Origin of the sequence: Micromonospora chalcea (assembly GCF_002926165.1) — a bacterium.
In the GTDB taxonomy this organism is placed as follows: Bacteria; Actinomycetota; Actinomycetes; order Mycobacteriales; family Micromonosporaceae; genus Micromonospora; species Micromonospora chalcea.
In genome coordinates this window covers 74,490-95,042 of record NZ_MAGP01000100.1, presented here as the reverse complement: position 1 = coordinate 95,042, position 20,553 = coordinate 74,490, and the positions used below count along the sequence as shown (strand labels likewise).

Annotated in this window: 17 protein-coding genes; 13 read left to right on the top strand and 4 right to left on the bottom strand. The window is 72.6% G+C overall.

Going from position 1 to position 20,553, the window contains the following annotated elements; all coding sequences use genetic code 11:
• Positions 1-288 precede the first annotated feature (288 nt).
• Entirely contained in the window at positions 289-1,647 is a 1,359-nt protein-coding gene (locus tag BAW75_RS11235) for a 3-oxoacyl-ACP reductase (RefSeq protein ID WP_104113529.1), read from the bottom strand.
• Between the two features lie 55 nt (positions 1,648-1,702).
• On the opposite strand from BAW75_RS11235, the gene BAW75_RS11230 reads away from it, so the two are divergent.
• From BAW75_RS11230 to purB, 4 genes are all read left to right on the top strand, one after another.
• Positions 1,703-2,995 (top strand): acetyl-CoA C-acetyltransferase, encoded by a 1,293-nt coding sequence (locus tag BAW75_RS11230; protein WP_104113528.1) that lies wholly within the window; start codon positions 1,703-1,705, stop codon positions 2,993-2,995.
• A gap of 124 nt (positions 2,996-3,119) precedes the next feature.
• The gene (locus tag BAW75_RS11225; RefSeq protein ID WP_043327545.1) at positions 3,120-3,635 is read left to right on the top strand and encodes a SigE family RNA polymerase sigma factor; all 516 of its coding nucleotides are present in this window, start codon (positions 3,120-3,122) and stop codon (positions 3,633-3,635) included.
• Positions 3,632-5,551: a hypothetical protein gene (locus tag BAW75_RS11220; protein ID WP_104113527.1), complete on the top strand. Its 1,920-nt coding sequence runs from the start codon at positions 3,632-3,634 to the stop codon at positions 5,549-5,551. Before BAW75_RS11225 ends, BAW75_RS11220 begins: the two co-directional genes overlap by 4 nt.
• Before the next feature lie 98 nt (positions 5,552-5,649).
• Positions 5,650-7,074, top strand: a complete 1,425-nt coding sequence (gene purB / locus BAW75_RS11215) for an adenylosuccinate lyase (RefSeq protein WP_104113526.1) — start codon at positions 5,650-5,652, stop codon at positions 7,072-7,074.
• 93 nt (positions 7,075-7,167) lie between these two features.
• Here the strand turns inward: purB and BAW75_RS11210 are convergent, their stop codons facing one another.
• Together BAW75_RS11210 and BAW75_RS11205 are read right to left on the bottom strand one after the other, a co-directional pair.
• Positions 7,168-7,743 carry a YbjQ family protein gene (locus BAW75_RS11210; protein WP_208635229.1) on the bottom strand — a complete coding sequence of 192 codons (576 nt, stop codon included), beginning with the start codon at positions 7,741-7,743 and terminating at the stop codon, positions 7,168-7,170.
• Positions 7,744-7,755: 12 nt separating this feature from the next.
• A complete protein-coding gene (locus BAW75_RS11205; RefSeq protein ID WP_043327542.1) occupies positions 7,756-8,439 on the bottom strand; it encodes a S1 family peptidase in 684 nt (227 codons plus the stop codon).
• A 465-nt stretch (positions 8,440-8,904) separates the two neighbouring features.
• Between BAW75_RS11205 and purS the strand changes: the two genes are divergently transcribed.
• The 4 genes from purS to BAW75_RS11185 all read left to right on the top strand — a co-directional run bounded on the left by purS (position 8,905) and on the right by BAW75_RS11185 (position 13,345).
• The gene (gene purS / locus BAW75_RS11200) at positions 8,905-9,168 is read left to right on the top strand and encodes a phosphoribosylformylglycinamidine synthase subunit PurS (RefSeq protein WP_043327541.1); all 264 of its coding nucleotides are present in this window, start codon (positions 8,905-8,907) and stop codon (positions 9,166-9,168) included.
• On the top strand, positions 9,165-9,848 hold the full coding sequence (gene purQ, locus BAW75_RS11195) for a phosphoribosylformylglycinamidine synthase subunit PurQ (RefSeq protein ID WP_104113525.1): 684 nt from the start codon (positions 9,165-9,167) through the stop codon (positions 9,846-9,848). Before purS ends, purQ begins: the two co-directional genes overlap by 4 nt.
• A gap of 64 nt (positions 9,849-9,912) precedes the next feature.
• Positions 9,913-12,585 carry a phosphoribosylformylglycinamidine synthase subunit PurL gene (gene purL, locus BAW75_RS11190; protein ID WP_104113524.1) on the top strand — a complete coding sequence of 891 codons (2,673 nt, stop codon included), beginning with the start codon at positions 9,913-9,915 and terminating at the stop codon, positions 12,583-12,585.
• A 10-nt stretch (positions 12,586-12,595) separates the two neighbouring features.
• Positions 12,596-13,345: a 2-phosphosulfolactate phosphatase gene (locus BAW75_RS11185; RefSeq protein WP_104113539.1), complete on the top strand. Its 750-nt coding sequence runs from the start codon at positions 12,596-12,598 to the stop codon at positions 13,343-13,345.
• A 94-nt stretch (positions 13,346-13,439) separates the two neighbouring features.
• On the opposite strand, the gene BAW75_RS11180 is transcribed toward BAW75_RS11185, so the two are convergent.
• Positions 13,440-15,695, bottom strand: coding sequence for a carboxypeptidase-like regulatory domain-containing protein (locus BAW75_RS11180; RefSeq protein ID WP_104113538.1), 2,256 nt, complete (start codon positions 15,693-15,695; stop codon positions 13,440-13,442).
• 160 nt (positions 15,696-15,855) lie between these two features.
• Between BAW75_RS11180 and BAW75_RS11175 the strand changes: the two genes are divergently transcribed.
• From BAW75_RS11175 to amcA, 5 genes are all read left to right on the top strand, one after another.
• On the top strand, positions 15,856-16,209 hold the full coding sequence (locus BAW75_RS11175; RefSeq protein ID WP_043327538.1) for a sterol carrier family protein: 354 nt from the start codon (positions 15,856-15,858) through the stop codon (positions 16,207-16,209).
• A 169-nt stretch (positions 16,210-16,378) separates the two neighbouring features.
• Positions 16,379-17,896, top strand: coding sequence for an amidophosphoribosyltransferase (gene purF / locus BAW75_RS11170; RefSeq protein ID WP_043330756.1), 1,518 nt, complete (start codon positions 16,379-16,381; stop codon positions 17,894-17,896).
• Positions 17,897-17,953: 57 nt separating this feature from the next.
• Positions 17,954-19,108, top strand: coding sequence for a phosphoribosylformylglycinamidine cyclo-ligase (purM, locus tag BAW75_RS11165; RefSeq protein ID WP_043327537.1), 1,155 nt, complete (start codon positions 17,954-17,956; stop codon positions 19,106-19,108).
• A 127-nt stretch (positions 19,109-19,235) separates the two neighbouring features.
• On the top strand, positions 19,236-20,327 hold the full coding sequence (gene amcB / locus BAW75_RS11160; protein ID WP_208635231.1) for a cyclophane-forming radical SAM peptide maturase AmcB: 1,092 nt from the start codon (positions 19,236-19,238) through the stop codon (positions 20,325-20,327).
• Positions 20,308-20,520: a multiple cyclophane-containing RiPP AmcA gene (gene amcA / locus BAW75_RS11155; RefSeq protein ID WP_030500600.1), complete on the top strand. Its 213-nt coding sequence runs from the start codon at positions 20,308-20,310 to the stop codon at positions 20,518-20,520. The genes amcB and amcA overlap by 20 nt, the downstream gene beginning before the upstream one ends.
• Positions 20,521-20,553: the final 33 nt, after the last annotated feature.

Here is a 20,553-nt window from a genome sequence, read left to right as displayed (position 1 = left end):
CCCCCGGAACGACCCCGAGTAGCGCCCGCCGATAAAGCGCCCCACTGGCAGGCAGCCCGTCCAACTCCACCCGCCGCCGCCCCACCGCTCCTTCACCCCGTCGATCATGAGGTTGGCTGCCTTGTGGATCTCCAGAAGTGCCGTCAACTTCATGATCGTCGGAGGTGGGGCGGGTGGCGGCGTTGGTGCGGGCCAGGGCGGCGGCTCGGGCGGCCGTGAGGTCGCGGGTGGGGCCCTCGATCAGGTCGTGCAGGGTCAGGTCGTCGTCCTCGTGGTCACGGGGTGCCATCACGCCCCCAGGAGGCTCTGGCCGCAGACCCGGACCACGTTGCCGCTGACCGCGCCGCTCGCCGGCCAGGAGAGCCAGCCGATCGTCTCGGCCACGTCCACCGGCAGGCCGCCCTGGGCCATGCTGTTCATCCGCCGTCCCGCCTCGCGGATGGTCAACGGGATACGCGCGGTCAGCCGCGTCTCGATGAAGCCCGGCGCCACCGCGTTCAGGCTGATCCCGCGCTCGCGCAGCACCGGGGAGAGCGAGTCGACCAGGCCGATCACGCCGGCCTTGCTGGTCGCGTAGTTGGTCTGCCCCCGGTTGCCGGCGATCCCGGCGATCGACGAGACCGAGACGATCCGGCCGCCGGCCGGGATCAGGTCGCGTTCCAGCAGTACGTCGTTGATCCGCTCCTGGCTGGACAGGTTCACGTCGATCACCGAGTCCCACCGGTCGGCGTCCATCCGGCCCAGCGTCTTGTCCCGGGTGATGCCCGCGTTGTGCACCACCACGTCGACCCGCCCGTGCCGGGACGCCAGGTGCTCCGCCAGCCGGGTCGGCGCATCCGGCGCGGTCAGGTCGAGCTGCACCGCGCTGCCGCCGATGTCGTTGGCGACGGCGGCCAGCTCGTCCCCGGCCGCGGGGATGTCCAGCGCCACCACCTGCGCGCCGTCGCGGGCCAGCACCTTCGCCAGCGCCGCGCCGATGCCCCGCGCCGCGCCGGTCACCAGCACCACCTGCCCGTCCAGCGGCCGGTCCCAGTCGGCCGGCGCGACGGCGGTGCCGGCGCCGACCCGGATCACCTGGCCCGAGACGTACGCGGACCGGCCGGAGAGCAGGAACCGGAGCGTGGACTCCAGGCTCACCGGGGTACCGGCGTCACCCTCGCGTGTCACGTAGACCAGTTGGGCCGTGACGCCCCGGCCGAACTCCTTGCCGATGCTGCGGGTCAGGCCCTCCAGCGCGCGCTGGGCGGTAGCCTCCCGAGGGGAGCCGCACTCGGCCGGCGGCGTGCCCAGCACGATCACCCGGCCGCTCGGCACCAGCGAGCGGGCCTGCGGGTGGAAGAAGTCGTACAGCTGGCGCAGCCCGGTGGAGTCGGTGATGCCGCTGGCGTCGTACACCAGGGCCGCGAAGCGGCGGTCGGCGTCGTGGGCGGCGACCGGATCGGCCAGCTCGACCCCGGCGGCGGTCAGGATCTTGCCGGTCGGCTCGGCGATCCGGCCTCCGGTCGAGGAGCCGAGCAGGACCGGCCCGGGAACGAGCGGGTCGCCCGGCGTGTGCCGGCGCAGTCGAGGCGGATCGGGCAGCCCGAGGCGCTTGACCAGCGCGCGACCGGCCCCCGTCTGGACGAAGCTCGCGTACCTGTCGGTCATAGGCGTAGCCTACTGGCGAGTAGGGTTCGGGCAACAGTTTCGAGGGAGGCCGATCGTGCAGAGTGTCCGGCGGGTCGCGGTCATCGGGGGCAACCGCATCCCCTTCGCCCGGTCCAACTCGCGCTACGCGCACGCGTCGAACGCCGACATGCTCGGCGCGGCGCTCGACGGGCTGGTCGCCCGGTTCGGGCTGGCCGGCGAGCGGGTCGGCGAAGTGGTGGCCGGCGCGGTGCTCAAGCACTCCCGCGACTTCAACCTCACCCGTGAGGTGGTGCTCGGCTCCCGGCTCGACCCGCACACCCCCGCGTACGACATCCAGCAGGCATGCGGCACCGGACTGGAAGCCGCCATCCTGGTCGCCAACAAGATCGCCCTCGGGCAGATCGAGGTCGGCATCGCCGGTGGCGTCGACACCACCTCGGACGCGCCACTCGCCGTCAACGAGGACATGCGGCGCACCCTGCTCCAGCTCAACTCCGCCCGTACGCTCGGCGAACGGCTCAAGATCGCGGCGAAGCTGCGCCCGCACCAGCCGTTCAAGCCGGAGATCCCGCGCAACGCCGAGCCGCGTACCGGACTGTCCATGGGTGAGCACGCGGCCCGGACGGCGCTGCGCTGGAACGTCGACCGGACCACGCAGGACGAACTCGCGCTGCGCTCGCACCAGCGGCTCGCCGCCGCGTACGACAAGGGGTTCTTCGACGACCTGATGACCCCCTACCTGGGGCTGACCCGCGACCAGAACCTGCGGCCGGACACCAGCCTGGAGAAGCTCGGCTCGCTCAAGCCGGTCTTCGGCGCCTCCGGCGCGGACGCCGAGCGGGCCACCATGACCGCCGGCAACTCCTCGCCGCTCACCGACGGCGCGTCGACCGTCCTGCTCGCGTCCGAGGAGTGGGCCAAGGCGCACAACCTGCCGGTGCTCGCCTGGTTCTCCTGGTCCGAGACCGCCGCCGTCGACTTCGTGCACGGCGACGAGGGGCTGCTGATGGCCCCCACGTACGCGGTGCCCCGGATGCTGGCCCGGGCCGGGCTCAGCCTCCAGGACTTCGACTTCTACGAGATCCACGAGGCGTTCGCCTCCCAGGTGCTGGCCACCCTCGCCGCCTGGGAGTCGCCGGAGTTCTGCAAGGAGCGCCTCGGCCTGGACGCGCCGCTCGGCTCGATCGACCGGGAGAAGCTCAACGTCAACGGCTCCTCGCTGGCGGCCGGGCACCCGTTCGCCGCCACCGGCGGCCGGATCGTCGCCACGCTGGCCAAGCTGCTTGATCAGAAGGGGAGCGGGCGCGGCCTGATCTCCATCTGCGCGGCCGGTGGGCAGGGCGTGACAGCCATCCTGGAGCGCTGACAGCCTCCGGCAGGGCTGCGGTCCCGGCCGCAGCCCTGCTCCACGTTCCCGTCGGCGCCCGGAGCAACCCGAGGGCGGCTCGGCCGCGTCACCTGGGCATGAGGCGTACGAGAGGCTCCGGGACGTGAACCGGGCCGAGGAAGACGAGTACCGGCAGTTCGTCACCGCCCGGCTGGAGTCGTTGCGCCGCACCGCGTACCTCCTCTGCCGCGAGTGGCACACCGCCGACGACCTGGTCTCCATCACGATCGGCAAGCTCTACCGGCACTGGCGCCGGGTCCGCGCGGCGGAGAACATCGACGCGTACGTGCGCGGAATGCTCACAAACGCCTGGCTGGACGAGCGGCGGCGGCCCTGGCGGCGCGAGCACAGCACCGACACGGTGCCGGAGACCGCCGACATGATCCTGCCGGAGCCCACGCTCGCCGAACGCGACATGCTGCTCGCCCTGCTCGGCCAGCTACCGCCCCGGCGGCGCGCCGTGCTGGTGCTCCGCTACTACTGCGACCTGTCGGTGGAGGAGACCGCCGACGTCATGGGTATCAGTACCGGCACGGTCAAGAGCCAGTCCGCACGCGGCCTGGAGGCGTTGCGCCTGCTACTGGGCGGCATCCCGTCGACCCGAGGGGAGCTGTCATGACGTACCGACAGTTGTTCGACGACCTGATCGGCGAGCCGCCGGTCTCCACGGTGGATGTCGACCGGGTGATCAGCGGACAGCGCCGGGCCCGGCGGCTGCGGATCGGGGGCGGCATGACGGCTGTTGCCGCTGTGGTGGCGGCAGTGCTGGTCGGCACCACGACGCTCATCGGCAAGCCGCATGCCCAGCCGGCCAAGCCGGCACCGGCCGTCACGACGATTCCCGGCAGCGATCAGGACCTGGACCGGATCGACGCCGCGGTGATCGCGGCGTTGACCCGCGCGGTGCCGCGCCTGGCCTGGGCGGTCAAGGACGGGCCGGTGATTGACACCCCCGCGTGGGCTTCCAACGTGATGGGCCCCGGCTCCCTCGGTTACCGGGGAAACGGCAGCTTCCGGGCGGACGGGGTGGACCTGGTCGCGAGCCTGCAGATCACTCCTGACGGCGCGAAGAGCTGGCAGGCCGAGGCGGCTCGCGGATGTTCCAAGAACGCCGTCGAGTGCGGCGAGCAGACGGGTCCGGACGGCGAGAAGATCAGGTACCACCGGTCGGTCTGGGAGCAGGAGGTACCTCCGCAGCTCCGGGATCAGATGTCGAGCCGGACAGAGAGCGCTGGTGTGACAGCACTGCGTCGGGACGGCACGTTTCTGAACCTGAGCCTCAGGACCGTCACTGCCGAGGACAAGCTCCCGGTCGCCGTCGTGCAACTGATCCCGGTCGTGGTCGACCGGGCCGTCGTTCTCGCGCCGGAGCCGTCCCCCACACCGACGGCCATTTCCACCGTGACCACTGTCGCGGGCACCGCCGCGGACGCGGCGCGTCTCGACGCTGCTCTGACCAGCGCCCTGCGCCGGCAGGCATCCGACTTCACGTGGCTGACCAGATGGGGCGGGGAGAGCAGCCCGACCCCGGTCGGATTCGAGCCCAAGGGCCGGCTGAACGTCGACGCACCGGTGCTGTATGCCGCCACGTTTCGGGTCGGAAAGCGGGCCGCGCAGGTCACCCTTCAGTTGGTGCGCGACGGCGAGCTCGCCTGGTCGCTCGCGCCGCCCTGCCCGACCGCCGCGCTCGCCGCCCGCTACTGCACGGTGACCGAGTTCCCTGGTGGCGAGCGCCTGCGAGCCCGGCGGATGCTCACCGGTTTCGGCTCGCGCCCCGACTCGGCACGGCCGACGGGAAGCAACAGCTACCTGATCGAGTCGCTTCGCCCGGACGGCACGCTGGTCCGCCTCTATCTCACGCAGGACAAGCCGGCGCTCTCGATGGAACAGACGATCGAGATTGCACGGGAGCCGTCGCTCGTCCTGGCCCCCCGGCCACCGGCGGGAACCGCCACTGCGCAGACCTTCGATTCCCGCGGGTGGGAGAATCACGGCGCTACGTCGGATGCGCCCATGGCCGCGCTCGACGCCATCTCACCGGACGGGATGATTTACCTGCTGCCCTTCCAGCAAGGAGGCCTCGGGCTAAACGGCCCAACTTCGCTGTCGTACAACTTCATGGTGCAGCGAGGCGGGCTGGCCGGCGACGGGGAGATCATCGTGGAGCGCCGCGCGGCGCTGGTGCTGAGCTGCGCCACGGTCGGGGCGCTCCCGCCCGCGACGCACCGGGCGCACGCGCATGACGGCGAGTGCACCGAGTCGACCCGCCCGGACGGGAACCGGGTCGTCACGATCGTCTCCCGTCCGGCCGGGTCGGTGGTCTACAGCGTGTTCGTCCAGCGACCCGACCGCGGCACGGTCGAGGTGGTGATCGACAACCGGCCCAACACCGGAGGCGCCTCGGACATGCCGACGGACGGAGACTTCGGGCGTCGCTGGCCGAAGGGCGTCAAGGGTGGCGCGACCCCGCCGCTCACTCTGGAGCAGGTCACGGCGCTTGCCGGTCACCCGGATCTGATCAACCTGTTGCCCTGACCGGATAAGACGGACGCCCCGGGCCGGACCGGTCCAGGGCGTCCGCCACCAGCGGGCCGACCGGTGGCGGCGCGAGCCCGTACGCGAGAATGAGGGCCGTGACGACGATCCCGAACGTGCTCGCCAACCGGTACGCCTCGCCCGAACTGGTCGCCCTCTGGTCGCCGGAGGAGAAGGTCCGGATGGAGCGCCGGCTCTGGCTGGCGGTGCTCAAGGCCCAGCGTGATCTCGGCGTGCCGGTGCCGGACGGCGTGGTCGAGGCGTACGAGCGGGTGGTCGACGACGTCGACCTGGCCTCGATCGCGGCGCGGGAGCGGGTCACCCGGCACGACGTGAAGGCCCGGATCGAGGAGTTCAGCGCGCTCGCCGGGCACGAGCACGTGCACAAGGGGATGACCTCCCGGGACCTCACCGAGAACGTCGAGCAGCTCCAGATCCGTGCCTCGCTGGAGCTGATCCGGGACCGGGTGGTCGCCACGCTGGCCCGGCTGGGCTGGCACGCGGGCGAGTACTCGGCGCTGGTGATGACCGGCCGGTCGCACAACGTCGCCGCGCAGGCCACCACGCTCGGCAAGCGCTTCGCGTCCGCCGCGGAGGAGCTGCTGATCGCGTACGAGCGGCTGGAGGACCTGATCGGCCGCTACCCGCTGCGGGGGATCAAGGGGCCGGTGGGCACCGCCGCCGACCAGCTCGACCTGTTCGACGGCGACGCCGGGAAGGTGGCCGAGCTGGAGCAGCGGGTGGCCGGGCACCTGGGCTTCAGCCGGGTGCTGGACAGCGTCGGCCAGGTCTACCCGCGTTCGCTGGACTTCGACGTGCTCTCCGCGCTGGCCCAGGTGGCCGCCGCGCCGTCGTCGCTGGCCACCACGATCCGGCTGATGGTGGGCCAGGAGCTGGTCACCGAGGGCTTCAAGCCGGGCCAGGTCGGGTCCAGCGCCATGCCGCACAAGATGAACACGCGCTCGTCGGAGCGGGTGAACGGCTTCGCGGTGATCATCAGGGGTTACCTGTCGATGGTCGGCGAGCTGGCCGGTGACCAGTGGAACGAGGGCGACGTCTCCTGCTCGGTGGTGCGCCGGGTGGCGCTGCCGGACGCCTTCTTCGCCGCCGACGGGCTGTTCCAGACGTTCCTCACCGTGCTGGACGAGTTCGGTCCGTACCCGGCGGTGATCAATCGGGAGCTGGAGCGCTTCCTGCCGTTCCTCGCCACCACGAAGATCCTGGTGGCAGCCGTACGCCGGGGTGTCGGCCGGGAGGTCGCGCACGAGGTGATCAAGGAGCACGCGGTCGCCGTGGCGCTGGCCATGCGGGAGAAGGGCGCGGCGGAGAACGACCTGTTCGACCGCCTGGCCGCCGACGGCCGGCTGGGCCTGACCCGGGCCGAGATCGACACCCTGGTGGCCGACCGCAACGCCTTCGTTGGTGCCGCCGCCGACCAGGTCAACCGCGTGACCGCGAGGATCACCAAGGTCGTGGAGACCCACCCCCAGGCCGCCACCTACTCCCCACCCCCCATCCTCTGACCCAGGCTCTTTCCCCGGCGATCATGAAGTTGGCGGCACTCAGGGAGATCATTCCTGCCGTCAACCTCATGATCGACGCCGCAAAGCGAGGGGTCAGGGGCCGGTGGGGGTTTCGGCTGCGGAACTCAGGTTGGGGGCGCTGGCCGGTTCGGCGATGCCGCCCGGGGCGGAGGCGATCTCCGGGTCGTGGGCGGTCTCGGCCGCGATCGCCGGCTGGTCCGGCGGCATGACGTCCGGCATCTTGGGCGCGACGATCACCGCCGTGCCGTACGCGCAGATCTCCATCCACATCTCGCCGCAGTCGCGGCTGTCGAAGCGCATGCCGATCACCGCGTTCGCGCCGAGGCCGCCCTGCTCCTCGCCGAGCCGGGCCACCGAGTCGGTACGCCACCGGGTCAGGTTGTCCGGCGCCAGCGGGTCGTATGCGCCACCGCGCAGGTTCTTGACCCCCTCGCGGTACGGGTTGCGGGTCCTCGCCATCGACGAGACCACTTCGCCGAGGATCTGGCGGATCTCGTAGCCAGGCAGTTGATCCGTCGTCACGACCAGCACGTTTCCGATGCTGTCAGCCCCCGGCCGGGTGGTTCGGGAGCCGTGTTCAGCTGATCGCATGCTGAAAAACGACGCGGCGCGGACGGCCGGGCTGCTCCCGGCCGATCCGCGCCGCATCGGCATCAACCGTCAGACACCGGCCGTCGAGGCGATCCAGGACCGGTTGTACGCGACACTGCCGTAGTTCTGGATGCTCTGGCCGTCGGCGGTGGAGGCCACGCCGACCTGCTGGCCGTTGTAGAACTGCGGGCCACCCGAGTCGCCCCGCCAGGCGTTGCCGTTGACCCGGGTGCTCCGGATCGCCTGGCCGCCGTACGCGTCGGTGACGCTGGTGCTGGTCACCCGTACGCTCGCGGTCTTGAGCTGGGGCGACGCGCCGCAACCGCTGTAGCAGGTCATGCCCCAGCCGTAGATGGTGTTCGTGGAGCCGACCGGCGGGTTGCTGCTGGCGAGCGAGACGGCGGAGGTGCTCACCGTGCTGGACAGGCGCAGCAGGGCCAGGTCGTAGCGGGTGTAGGAGGCGCTCACGGTGCGGGTGACGCCACCCGAGGCGTAGTAGACGCTGCCGACCCGCACGGACATGGTGCCGCTGACGCAGTGCCGGGCGGTGAGCACCCACTGGGGCGCGATCACGCTGCCGGAGCAGGTGAACGAGCCGTTGCTGAAGACGGCGGCGGCCCAGGGCGCGGACGAGACGGTGCCGCCACCGATGATCGGCTGCGGGCCGGCCGGCGCGGCGGCGGCGCCGGAGGCGGTGGCCAGGACACCGGCCAGCGCGGTGGTCAGCACGGCGAGCAGGGGACGGAGGCGCATGTCGGGGCTCCTTCTGCGCGACGCCCGGGGTTGCCGGGCAGAATGACACCCGCCGGACGGGGGAGCCGGCGAGAGACGTCGATCGGGTGCATCGACATCTGACGATGCATGCTACGGGCGTGCCTCGCGGTGTCACAAGAGATGAATCGAAAAACGCCGATGGCGTGACGTCCGCCGCGTGTCGCGTCGACGTGGTGTCGGATACCTGTCCAAGCTGGGGCGTTTCGCAGCAGAATGCCTGGTAGAGGGGGGTGCGGAGGGTCACCCACAGGCACCGAGCGCAACGAATTCGCATCGACGCAGCAACGAACGGGCAACGGTGCCCGGCCGGCGTCGCCGGTCCCGCCCGGCACTGCCGGAACTGCCCCCGGCCGGTTCGGGCCGGGCGGTATCTGCCAGGTAGGCTGGCTGCGCTCGCCCGATAGTGGGCCGGCACCCAACTGCGTACACAGTCAGGAGTGCCCCGTGCCTCGCGTCGTAGTCGACGTCATGCTCAAGCCCGAGATCCTCGATCCGCAGGGCCAGGCCGTCGCGAACGCGCTGCCCCGGCTCGGCGTCAGCGACGTCGCCTCGGTTCGGATCGGCAGGCGGATCGAGATCGAGTTCACCGGCGAACCGGACCTGGACCGGGCCCGCGAGATCGCCGACAAGCTGCTGGCCAACCCGGTCATCGAGGACTTCACCGTCCGCGTGGTAAACACCGACGAGACCGCGGGCGCGCAGTCGTGACCGCCCGGGTCGGTGTGGTGACCTTCCCCGGCTCGCTCGACGACGGGGACGCGGCCCGCGCCGTGCGGATCGCCGGCGCCGAGGCGGTCCGGCTCTGGCACGGCGACCCGGACCTGCACGGGGTGGACGCCGTCGTCCTGCCCGGCGGCTTCTCCTACGGTGACTACCTGCGCTGCGGCGCCATCGCCCGGTTCGCCCCGGTGATGGAGACGATCGTCCAGGCCGCGCGAGGTGGCCTGCCGGTCCTCGGCATCTGCAACGGCTTCCAGATCCTCTGCGAGGCGCACCTGCTGCCCGGCGCGCTCACCCGCAACCAGCACCTGCACTTCCGCAACCGGGACCAGGTCCTGCGGATCGAGGCCACCGGCACCGCCTGGACCAACGCGTTCCAGCCGGGCCAGGAGGTGCTCGTCCCGGTCAAGAACGGCGAGGGCTGCTACGTCGCGGACGCCGCGACGCTCGACCGGCTGGAGATCCAGCGCCGCGTCGTCGCCCGCTACGTCGGCGGCAACCCCAACGGATCGCTGCGCGACATCGCCGCGATCACCAACGAGGCCGGCAACGTGGTCGGCATCATGCCGCACCCCGAGCACGCGGTGGAGGCGCTCACCGGCCCGTCCCTGGACGGCCTCGGCTTCTTCACCTCGGTGCTCAAGCACCTGGTGGGAGCGCCGGCGTGATGGTGGCCGTGATCATCGGTCGGCTCACCCGCCGCACGGGCGGCGAGCGCAACAAGGAGACGTCATGACCACCCATCCGGACCCGGCCCTGCGGGAGCCGCAGGGCGGCCCGACCGACGAGTGGGCGCCGGGCGTGGACACCGTCCCCCGGGCCGCCGAGACGCCGGAAGAGCTTCAGCCGTACGCCGAGCTGGGCCTCCGCGACGACGAGTACGACCGGATCCGGCACATCCTCGGCCGCCGGCCCACCCAGGCCGAGCTGGCCATGTACTCGATCATGTGGAGCGAGCACTGCTCCTACAAGTCGAGCAAGGTGCACCTGCGCCAGTTCGGCGAGAAGGCCCCGCCGAGCGACCGGCTGCTCGCCGGCATCGGGGAGAACGCCGGCGTGGTCCAGGTCTCCGACGAGCTGGCGGTGACCTTCAAGGTCGAGTCGCACAACCACCCGAGCTTCGTCGAGCCGTACCAGGGCGCGGCGACCGGCGTCGGCGGCATCGTCCGCGACATCCTCGCCATGGGCGCGCGCCCGGTCGCCGTGATGGACCCGCTGCGCTTCGGCGCGGCCGACCACCCGGACACCGCCCGGGTGCTGCCCGGCGTGGTCGCCGGCGTCGGTGGCTACGGCAACTGCCTCGGCCTGCCCAACATCGGCGGCGAGGTCGTCTTCGACCCCTGCTACCAGGGCAACCCGCTGGTCAACGCGCTCTGCCTGGGCGTGCTGCCGGTCGACCGCCTGCAGAAGAAGGACGCCACCGGCCCCGGCAACATCGTGGTCCTGGTGGGCGCCAAGACCGGCCGCGACGGCATCGGCGGCGTGTCGGTGCTGGCCAGCGCCACCTTCGACGAGGGCAGCGAGCAGCGCCGCCCGTCCGTGCAGGTCGGCGACCCCTTCATGGAGAAGCTGCTCATCGAGGCGTGCCTGGAGCTGTACGACGCCGAACTGGTCGTCGGCATCCAGGACCTCGGCGGCGCCGGCCTGACCTGCGCGCTCACCGAGACCGCCGCCTCCGCCGGCACCGGCATGCGGGTGTGGCTGGAGCGGGTGCCGCTGCGCGAGCCGTCGATGGAGCCGCACGAGATCCTGGCCAGCGAGTCCCAGGAGCGGATGCTGCTCGTCGTGTCGCCGGACAAGCTCGACGCGGTCCTCAAGACCGCCGAGAAGTGGGGCGTCTGGGCCACCGCCATCGGCGAGGTCACCGCGCCGTCCCCGGACGGCCAGCCGGGCCGCCTGGTCGTCACCTGGCGTGACCAGCTCGTGGTGGACGTGCCGCCGGGCTCGCTCGTCGACGACGGCCCGGTCTACGCCCGGCCGATGCGCGAGCCGGCCGACCTGATCCTGCTCCAGGCCGACCGCGCCGAGACGCTGCCCCGGCCGAACACCCCGGAGGCGCTCCGGGAGACCGTGCTGCGCATGATCGCGTCGCCCAACCTGGCCGACAAGACCTGGATCACCGAGCAGTACGACCGCTACGTGCTCGGCAACACCGTGCTCGCCCAGCCGGAGGACTCCGGCGTGATCCGGATCGACGAGCGCAGCGGCCTCGGCGTCGCGCTCTCCGTCGACGGCAACGGCCGGTACGCCCGCCTCGACCCGTACCACGGCACGAAGCTGGCGCTGGCCGAGGCGTACCGGAACGTGGCGGTGACCGGCGCGAAGCCGATCGCGGTCACCAACTGCCTGAACTTCGGCTCGCCGGAGGACCCGGGCGTGATGTGGCAGTTCGCCGAGGCCGTACGCGGCCTGGCGGACGGCTGCCTGGAGCTGGGCATCCCGGTGACCGGCGGCAACGTCAGCTTCTACAACCAGACCGGCGCCGCGGCCATCCACCCGACCCCGGTGGTCGGCGTGCTCGGCGTGCTCGACGACGTGGCGAACCGGGTGCCGATGGGCTTCGTGCCCCGCGCGGCCGGCGACCACGACCAGCTCTTCCTGCTGGGCGAGACGCACGTCGAGCTGTCCGGCTCGGAGTGGGCCTGGGTGACCCACGAGCACCTGGGCGGCATCCCGCCGCAGGTCGACCTGGCCCGTGAGCGGCAGCTCGCCGAGCTGCTGGCCGAGGCGGCCCGCGTCGGTCACCTCAGCTCGGCGCACGACCTCTCCGACGGCGGCCTGGCGCAGAGCCTGGTCGAGTCGGCCCTGCGCCGCGGCGTCGGCGCCCGGGTCGTGGTGCCGGAGCACTTCGCCGGTGGCTCGATGCCGTTCGTGTTCCTGTTCAGCGAGTCCGCCGGCCGGGCGCTGGTGTCGGTGCCGCGCGGGCACGAGAAGGCGTTCACCGCCCTCTGCGCCGAGCGCGGCGTGCCGTGGGAGTTCATCGGCGTCACCGACCCGGCCTCCGGCGCGCTGGAGGTGCACGGCCAGTTCCGGATCGGCCTGGACGAGCTGCGCGAGGCGCACAGCGGCACGCTGCCGCGCCTGTTCGGCGCGGCCGAGGCGGCGCGGGTGGAGGTGGCGGCGACCCGTACCGGGACCACCACCGTGCTTCCGGCCACCGCCGAGCAGCCGGTCGGCGTGGACCCGGCCGAGGTCGCCTCCGAGCCGATCGCCGAGACGGGCACGGACGCCTCGCCGGCCGAGGCGCCCGCGCCGGCCGCCACCGACTCCGCTCCGGCCGCGTCCGACGCGGATTCCGACGAGACCGCGCCGGCCGCCGACGCGACCCCGGCGCAGGACGCTTCGGCGCCTGCCGACGGGTCCGACGGCCCGGCTCCCGGTGAGCCGGCGCCGGACCGGCGCTGAGGCCCCGGCCTTGGCCGTTTTCGCCCAGCCCGGCGCCGGTGCCCGCTTCGACTGGGGACTGACCGGGGCGGCGGAGCTCGGCCGGGTCTGCGCCGCCCTGGTGGTGGTGGACGTGCTGTCGTTCACCACCGCCGTGGAGGTGGCGGTGAGCCGCGGCATGCGGGTGCACCCGTTCCCGTGGGGCGAGCAGGCCGCCGACTACGCCCGCCGGGTCGGCGCCGTAGCCGCGGTGGGCCGCCGGAGGACGACAGCGGAGCACCCGTGGTCGCTCTCCCCGGCGGCGCTGCGGGCCGCGCCCGTCGTCGCCGACCTGGTGCTGCCGTCGCCGAACGGCTCGGCGATCAGCGTCGCCGCGAGCGCCACCGGAGTGCCGGTGGTCGCGGCCTGCCTGCGCAACGCGCGCGCCGTCGGGCGCTGGCTCCGCACCCAGGGGTACGGCTCGACCGACGCTCCCGTGGGTGTGGTGGCGGCCGGGGAGCGCTGGCCCGACGGGTCACTGCGGCCCTGCGTGGAGGACCAGCTCGGCGCGGCCTGCGTGCTCGACGCGCTCGCCGGGGTGCCCGGCGGACTTTCGGTGGAGGCAGCGATGGCGCTGGCCGCGCTCGCCAGCACCCCTGATGTGCCGGCGGCGGTGCGGGGGTGCGTGTCCGGCCGGGAACTCGCCGAGGGTGGCTTCGCCGAGGACGTCGACGTCGCGACCGAGGTCGGCGTCTCCGACGTGGTGCCGGTGCTGCGCCAGGACTACTTCGCCGCCGCCTGAGTCACCGGCTCCACCACCCGCGCGACGGGGTATCAACCAACGACTGTGGCCGCCCGCGAACGCGGGCGGCCACAGTCATGCGTGCTGGTGCCTGTCAGTCGTCCAGCCAGTCGAGACGCCGGCCGCCGCGGTCCCCCTGCGCGTCCGGGCGGGCGCGACCGGCCTGCGCCGGGTCGTTGGGGTAGGCGTTGTCGTAGCCGCCACCGCGCTGCTGCGGCGGCTCCTGGCCGTAACCACCCTGCTGGCCGTAGCCACCCTGCGGGGACTGGCTGTAGCCGTCGCCGTATCCGCCGCCCTGCTGGCCGTATCCGCCCGCCTGGTGCCCGCCGTCGTATCCGCCGGTGCTGCCGTAGCCGCCACCGGCCGGGGCGTTGTCGTAGCCGCCCTGCTGGCGGCCGGCGTCGTAGCCACCGGCCGGGCTGTCGTATCCACCGGCCGGAGCGTCGCCGTAGCCGCCCTGCTGGCGGCCGGCGTCGTAGCCACCGGCCGGGGCGTCGTACCCGCCTGCGGGCGCGCTGTCGTAGCCACCGGCCGGGGCGTCGCCGTATCCACCGGTGGCCCGGCCACCGCCGTAGCCCGCGTCGCCGTACCCGCCGGCCGGGGCGTCGCCGTAGCCACCGGCGCCGCCGTAGCCGCCCGCCGGGGCGTCGCCGTAACCGCCCTGCTGGCGGCCGCTGTCGTAGCCGCCGGTGGGCGCGTTGTCGTAGCCACCCGAGGCTGCGCCGTACCCGCCGCCGGAGCGGTAGCCGTCACCCTGCTCCGCGTCGCGGCCGTACCCGGCCGGGCCGGACTGGTCGTACCCGCGGTCCTGCTCCGGCTGGTAGGTGCTGGTCGGGTACGGGTCGGCCGCCGGCGCGTACTGCGTGCTGTCGCCGGTGTAGCGGCCGGTGGGCTCGTCGAAGCGCTCGTTGCCGTAGCCGCCGCCCTGGGCCGCGTATCCGGCCGCGCCGGCCGCGGCGCCCGCGGCGTAGTCCGGGCTGCCGTAGCCGGCCCCGGAGGACGGACCGTTGCCGTAGCCGCCGCCCGAGGAGGGGGCGGTGCCGTATCCGCCGCCGGAGGCGGGCGCGTCGCCGTAGCCGTTGCCGGCGCCGTAGCCGCCCTGACCGGGCGCGTCGTCGCCGTAGCCGTACCCGGCCTGTCCCGCGCCGACGCCGTACGCCGGTCCGGGCGGTGCGCCGTACGGGTCCGGTGGGACGTCGTCCACGACCGGCCGCTGGAGCATGGTGGGGGCGTCGCTGATCGACGGGCCGCCGACCATCGTCGCCGCCGGTCCGGCGCCCATGCCGTTCACGACGCGGGTCTGGTCGTCGGTGCCGTGGTAGGCGCCCCGGGCCGCGGGGATCGCGCCGGCCGCGGCGGCGCCGCCGGGGCCACCCGGACCGACCGGTCCACCCGGGCCGTCGCCGTCACCGTCGTCGCCCTCGTTCTTGCGCCGCATGTAGAGCAGCACGATGGTGCCCACACCGACGGCGACGAACAGGCCACCGAGCAGGATCAGCAGCCAGGAGCCCATGCCCCCGGAGTCCTCGTTCGCGGTCGGCTCCTGGGCGGCCGGCGCGTCGGTGGCCGGGGTGTCGGCCGGGTCCTCCTCGAGCGGCTCGTCCGACGGCGGGGCGGACTCACTCGCCGACGGGGTGGCGCTCGGGCTCGCCGACGCCCGCAGCTGAATGCTGAGCCGGACGCCGGTCACGGACTGGCCGGCGCTGGCGTTTATCGACCTGGCGACCGGGGTGGCGCCGTCGGTCGAGGCACCCACCTCGATCCGGCCGGGCGCGATCGGGTTGGAGTCGGAGCCGCTGAAGCTGAAGTTGCCGTTGCCGCTGGTGTTGGTACGGCGCTCCTTGCCCGCGCTGTCGCGCAGCATGACGAGGGCGCCTTCGATCGGGTCGCCGTCGGCGTTTACCACCTTGCCGGACACCGTCTTGACGGTCTGCGGCTGCTGCGGCGTGGGCGGCGCGGCCGCCCTGACGGTGACACGGAGCGGACGCGCGCCCCCGCCGCTCACCGTGATTCGTGCTGAGGCGTTATTGGCGGGAGCGTTGGCGGCAGCCGACAGGTTCAGCGTGACCGTCTGGTCCTGCTCGCCGTTGAAATCGACCCGGCCGCAGCCTCCGCAGTTGACGCCGTCGGGCAGGTCCTGCACGTCGATATCGGCAGAGGTCTCACCGTTGTTCGGGCGAACCGTGACCGTGACTGCGCTGCTTCGGCCGGCCTCGATCGTCACGGAGTTAGTCGCGGTGACGATCTGTGCGGCCAGGACGGGGGTGGCGGGGACGGTGAGCAGGGCGCCGAAGACCAGCGCTACGACCACACCGGCCCGCTGCTTCCAGGCACGTCGGTGTGTTGACACGTCCACCGCCTTCCGGGTCTGATCTCTCCGCCGGCCGCTCGGCCGAGGTTGATCACTCACGGTACGAATAACGCCGTCGGCAACTATGCCTTGTCTGACCGGATCATCTCTACCCAGGGCCGCCGCAGGGCGGCGTTCTGCCGGGTCGTATCGTCCCGTCGTGTCCTCTCCGCACGCTTATTCCGAAGCGGTACTCGCCGCCCTGGCGGCGCTGGACGAGGGGCGTACGCCCGAACGGCCGGTCCTCCGGGAGGCGGTCCGGACCCTCTTGGCTGCCCTCACGGATCGCGCCCCCGGCCGATCGGTGGAGGTGCGCGTCCCACCCTACGGTGCGGTGCAGTGCGTGAGTGGTCCACGACACACCCGCGGCACGCCCCCGAACGTGGTGGAGATGGACCCGCCGACGTGGCTGGCGCTCGCCACCGGACGCCTCGACTGGGCGCGAGCGGTCACCGACGGTCGCGTACGGGTGTCGGGGAACCGGGCCGACCTTTCCGCGTACCTCCCGATTTAGCCGGCGGGCGGCCGCAACCCGCACTCACCCTGAGCGGGGACTCCGTGACTGTCGGTATCGACTGCTGTTCGCGTACACTGAGACCCGACGACGGTCCCGGCCCATAGCGTGCGGAGCTGACCCCCGACTCCGCCAGGCCAGTCCAGACCCCACCAAGAGGGAGCGGCAGGTGCCCCGAGGCGATGGCCGGCTGAGCCACGACCTTGACCCCGAGCGACCCGGCCCCCAGGACGCGTGCGGCGTCTTCGGCGTCTGGGCCCCCGGGGAAGAGGTCGCCAACCTCACCTACTTCGGGCTCTACGCCCTCCAGCACCGGGGCCAGGAGGCCGCGGGCATCGCAGTGAGCGACGGTTCCGGCGTCGTGGTCTACAAGGATCTCGGCCTGGTCGCCCAGGTGTTCGACGAGCCGACGCTGGCGAGCCTGCGCGGGCACGTCGCGATCGGGCACGCGCGCTACTCCACCACCGGCGGCTCGACCTGGGAGAACGCCCAGCCGACGATCCGCGCCACCAGCGCCGGCACCACCATCGCGCTGGCGCACAACGGCAACCTGGTCAACACCGCCGAGCTGCAGCGCGAGGCCGCAGTGCGCGGGCTCGACCCGGACGGCTCGACGAACGACACCTCGCTGGTGACGATGCTGCTGGCCAGCCGGCCCGACCTGTCGGTCGAGGCGGCGGCGCTGGAGGTGCTGCCGCAACTGCGCGGCGCGTTCAGCTTCGTTTTCATGGATGAGTCGACGCTCTACGCGGCGCGCGACGCGCACGGCGTACGCCCGCTGGTGCTCGGCCGGCTCGAACGCGGCTGGGTGGTGGCCAGCGAGACCGCCGCGCTGGACATCGTCGGCGCGAGCGTGGTCCGCGAGGTCGAGCCGGGCGAGCTGATCGCCATCGACGAGAACGGGCTGCGCTCCAGCCGGTTCGCCGCGCCCGAGCCCAAGGGCTGCCTCTTCGAGTACGTGTACATCGCCCGGCCGGACGCCACCATCGCCGGCCGTAACGTGCACGCCGCGCGGGTGCAGATCGGCCGTCAGCTCGCCAAGGAGCACCCGGTCGAGGCCGACCTGGTGATCCCGGTGCCGGAGTCCGGCACGCCGGCCGCGATCGGCTACGCCGAGGAATCAGGCATCACCTACGGCCAGGGCCTGATGAAGAACCCGTACGTCGGGCGCACCTTCATCCAGCCCTCGCAGACGCTGCGCGCGCTCGGCGTCCGGCTGAAGCTGAACCCGCTGCGGCAGAACGTACGCGGCAAGCGCCTGGTGGTGGTGGACGACTCGATCGTCCGCGGCACCACCCAGCGGGCGATCGTCCGGTTGCTGCGCGAGGCGGGCGCCCTGGAGGTCCATGTCCGGATCTCCTCGCCGCCGGTGAGCTGGCCCTGCTTCTACGGCATCGACTTCGCCACCCGGGCCGAACTGCTGGCCAACGGGCTGGACAACGAGGGCATCCGGCGCTCGATCGGCGCCGACACGCTCGGGTACGTATCGCTGCCCGGTCTCATCGCCGCGACCGAGCAGCCGAAGAGCCGGCTCTGCCGGGCGTGCTTCGATGGGGAGTATCCGATCGAACTGCCGGCCGGGAACCTGATCGGCAAGCACGTGCTCGAAGGAGTGGGACGCCGGGTCGCCGCCGAGGCGGCCGGGCCGACCGGTCCGCTCGTCGCCACACCGACCCACCACCCGTAGCACCACCGACGCGGGTCCGGCCGCTCCGGGCTCGCGGGAACCACAAAGGGGAGAACCGTGACGCACGTGTCCGAGCGCAGCGGCGCAGGATCCAGCCCGACGGGCGCCGGCGGCGACCGCCAGCCCTGGTCGGCGGGGTCCGGCCGGACGCAGCGCAAACGCTCGGTCTCGTACGCCGACGCCGGGGTGTCGATCGAGGCGGGCGACCGCGCGGTCGAGCTGCTCAAGTCCAAGGTCAAGGAGACCCGGCGCCCGGAGGTCCTGGGTGACCTGGGCGGCTTCGCCGGCCTGTTCCGGCTGGACACGAAGAAGTACAAGAATCCGATCCTGGCCTCCTCGACCGACGGCGTCGGCACCAAGCTGGTGATCGCGCAGCAGCTCGACATCCACGACACGGTCGGCATCGACCTGGTCGCCATGGTCGTCGACGACCTGGTCGCCTGCGGCGCCGAGCCGCTGTTCCTGCTCGACTACATCGCCACCGGCGAGGTCGTGCCGGACAAGGTCGCCGAGATCGGCGCGGGCATCGCGGACGGCTGCCGGTACGCCGGCTGCGCGCTGCTGGGTGGCGAGACCGCCGAGCACCCGGGCGTGCTGCGCCCCGACGAGTACGACATCTCCGCCACCGGCGTCGGCGTGGTGGAGGAGAGCGAGATCCTCACCCCGGAGCGGGTGGAGGTGGGTGACGTGGTGATCGCCATGCGCTCCTCCGGCCTGCACTCCAACGGCTACTCCCTGGTCCGGCACGTGCTGCTGGGCGCCGGCCGGATGCGGCTGGACGTGGTGATCGACGACTTCGGCCGCCAGCGGACGCTCGGCGAGGAGCTGCTCACCCCGACCAAGATCTACGCGCAGGACTGCCTCAAGCTGATCGCCGAGGCCGAGGTGCGGGCGCTGGCCCACGTCACCGGCGGCGGCATCCCCGGCAACCTGGTCCGGGTGCTGCCGGAGCACGTCGACGCCGTGGTCAACCGTTCCACCTGGAAGCCGCAGCCGATCTTCGATCTGATCCAGACCAAGGGCCGGATCGAGGACCCGGAGATGGAGGCGACGTTCAACATGGGCGTCGGCATGTTCGCGATCGTCTCCGCCGAGGACGCCGACCGCGCGCTGGCCACCCTGACCGGCCGGGGCGTGGACGCCTGGCAGGCGGGCGAGATCATCGAGGGGTCCGGCAACGTGCAGATGGTCGGGCAGCACACCCGGGGCTGATCACCCTGCGCCGATCGGCCGGGCACCTGATCGGGGGTTCACCCGAGCGGTCGCCGCGGCCTAGCCTGGAGGTTCGGTTTTCAGGCAGGCGGGGGAGGTGCTGATGGCCGCACGTGCGCCCGAAGGGATGCGGGGTATCGCCGCCGTCCCGTCGTACGTGGTGATGCAGCCGACCACCCTGTGCAACCTCGACTGCGCCTACTGCTACCTGCCGCTTCGGGCGGCCGATCGGCGGATGCCGGTGGCCGTCGCCGAGGCGGTGGCGGCGTCGGTGAACCCGTGGGCGACGGGTGGTCGCTTCTCCGTGGTCTGGCACGGCGGCGAGCCGCTCGCGGCCGGCCGGGAGCATCTGGCCGCGCTGCTGGCGCCGTTCGGGCCGGACGTCGAGCACCACGTGCAGACGAACGCCACGCTGATCGACGACGCCTGGTGCGCGTTCTTCGCCGAGCACCGGGTGCGGGTCAGCGTCAGCGTGGACGGGCCACGGGCCCGCAACGCCGAGCGGGTCACCCGGGGCGGGCGGCCCGCGTACGACCGGATTGTGGCCGGGGTGGCGGCGCTGCGCCGCCACGGCGTGCCGTTCTCGGCGCTGGCTGTGGTGTCCCGGCCGGAGCCGGGCCTGGCGACCGAGCTGTACGACTACTTCCTCGACCTGGGCTGCGACGTGCTCGGCGTCAACATCGAAGAGACCGAGGGCGTCAACACCCGGACGAACGCCCGGGACGCGGGCGCGGTCACCGGGTTCTGGGCGGAGCTGGTGGCGGCGTGGCGCCGCGATCCCCGGATTCACCTGCGCGAGGTGGAGTGGTCGCTGCGGTACGCGGGCGCGGTGCTGGCCGGCACCGCCGACGCCCTGCTGCCCCGCCGCCTCGACCCGATCCCGACGGTCGGGCACGACGGTTCGGTGGTGGTGCTCTCGCCGGAGCTGGCCGGCTTCACGGACCCGCACTACGGCGACTTCACCAGCGGGAACGTGCTCACCACCCCGCTGGGCGAGATCCTCGCCGACGCGGCCGGCACGCCCTGGGTGGGCGAGTTCCTCACCGGCGTGGAGGCGTGCCGGACGTCCTGCGCGTACTTCGGCTTCTGTGGGGGTGGGCACGCCGCCAACCGCTACTTCGAGCTGGGGCGTTTCGACGGTACGGAGACCGAGCACTGCCGGAACAGCAAGATCCGCCTACTGGAGGGAGTGTTGGAGCATGCCCGAGACCATCAGTGACACCGACCGGGGGGCAGTGGCCGACCGGGTGCGGGACGCCGCTGCGGGGCTTACCGCTCTGCTCCGTGAGGCGGAGGCGGCGCGGCTGCTGCGGGCGGAGGTGTCGGGCGGCGACGGCGCCAACGCGGTCTGCGCCTGGAACCACTTCGAGAACATCCCGACGTTCTACAACTGGAACAACCGGCCGCGCTGAGGGCTCGGTTCCGCGATCAGGGACCTGCCGGCG

What these genes read in the sequence shown, in the direction of transcription:
- BAW75_RS11235 (WP_104113529.1), bottom strand. Translation starts at nt 1,647, where the DNA reads ATGACCGACAGGTACGCGAGCTTCGTCCAGACGGGGGCCGGTCGCGCG.
- BAW75_RS11220 (WP_104113527.1), top strand. Translation starts at nt 3,632, where the DNA reads ATGACGTACCGACAGTTGTTCGACGACCTGATCGGCGAGCCGCCGGTC.
- BAW75_RS11210 (WP_208635229.1), bottom strand. Translation starts at nt 7,743, where the DNA reads ATGCGGCGCGGATCGGCCGGGAGCAGCCCGGCCGTCCGCGCCGCGTCG.
- BAW75_RS11205 (WP_043327542.1), bottom strand. Translation starts at nt 8,439, where the DNA reads ATGCGCCTCCGTCCCCTGCTCGCCGTGCTGACCACCGCGCTGGCCGGT.
- purL (WP_104113524.1), top strand. Translation starts at nt 9,913, where the DNA reads ATGACCACCCATCCGGACCCGGCCCTGCGGGAGCCGCAGGGCGGCCCG.
- amcB (WP_208635231.1), top strand. Translation starts at nt 19,236, where the DNA reads ATGCGGGGTATCGCCGCCGTCCCGTCGTACGTGGTGATGCAGCCGACC.
- amcA (WP_030500600.1), top strand. Translation starts at nt 20,308, where the DNA reads ATGCCCGAGACCATCAGTGACACCGACCGGGGGGCAGTGGCCGACCGG.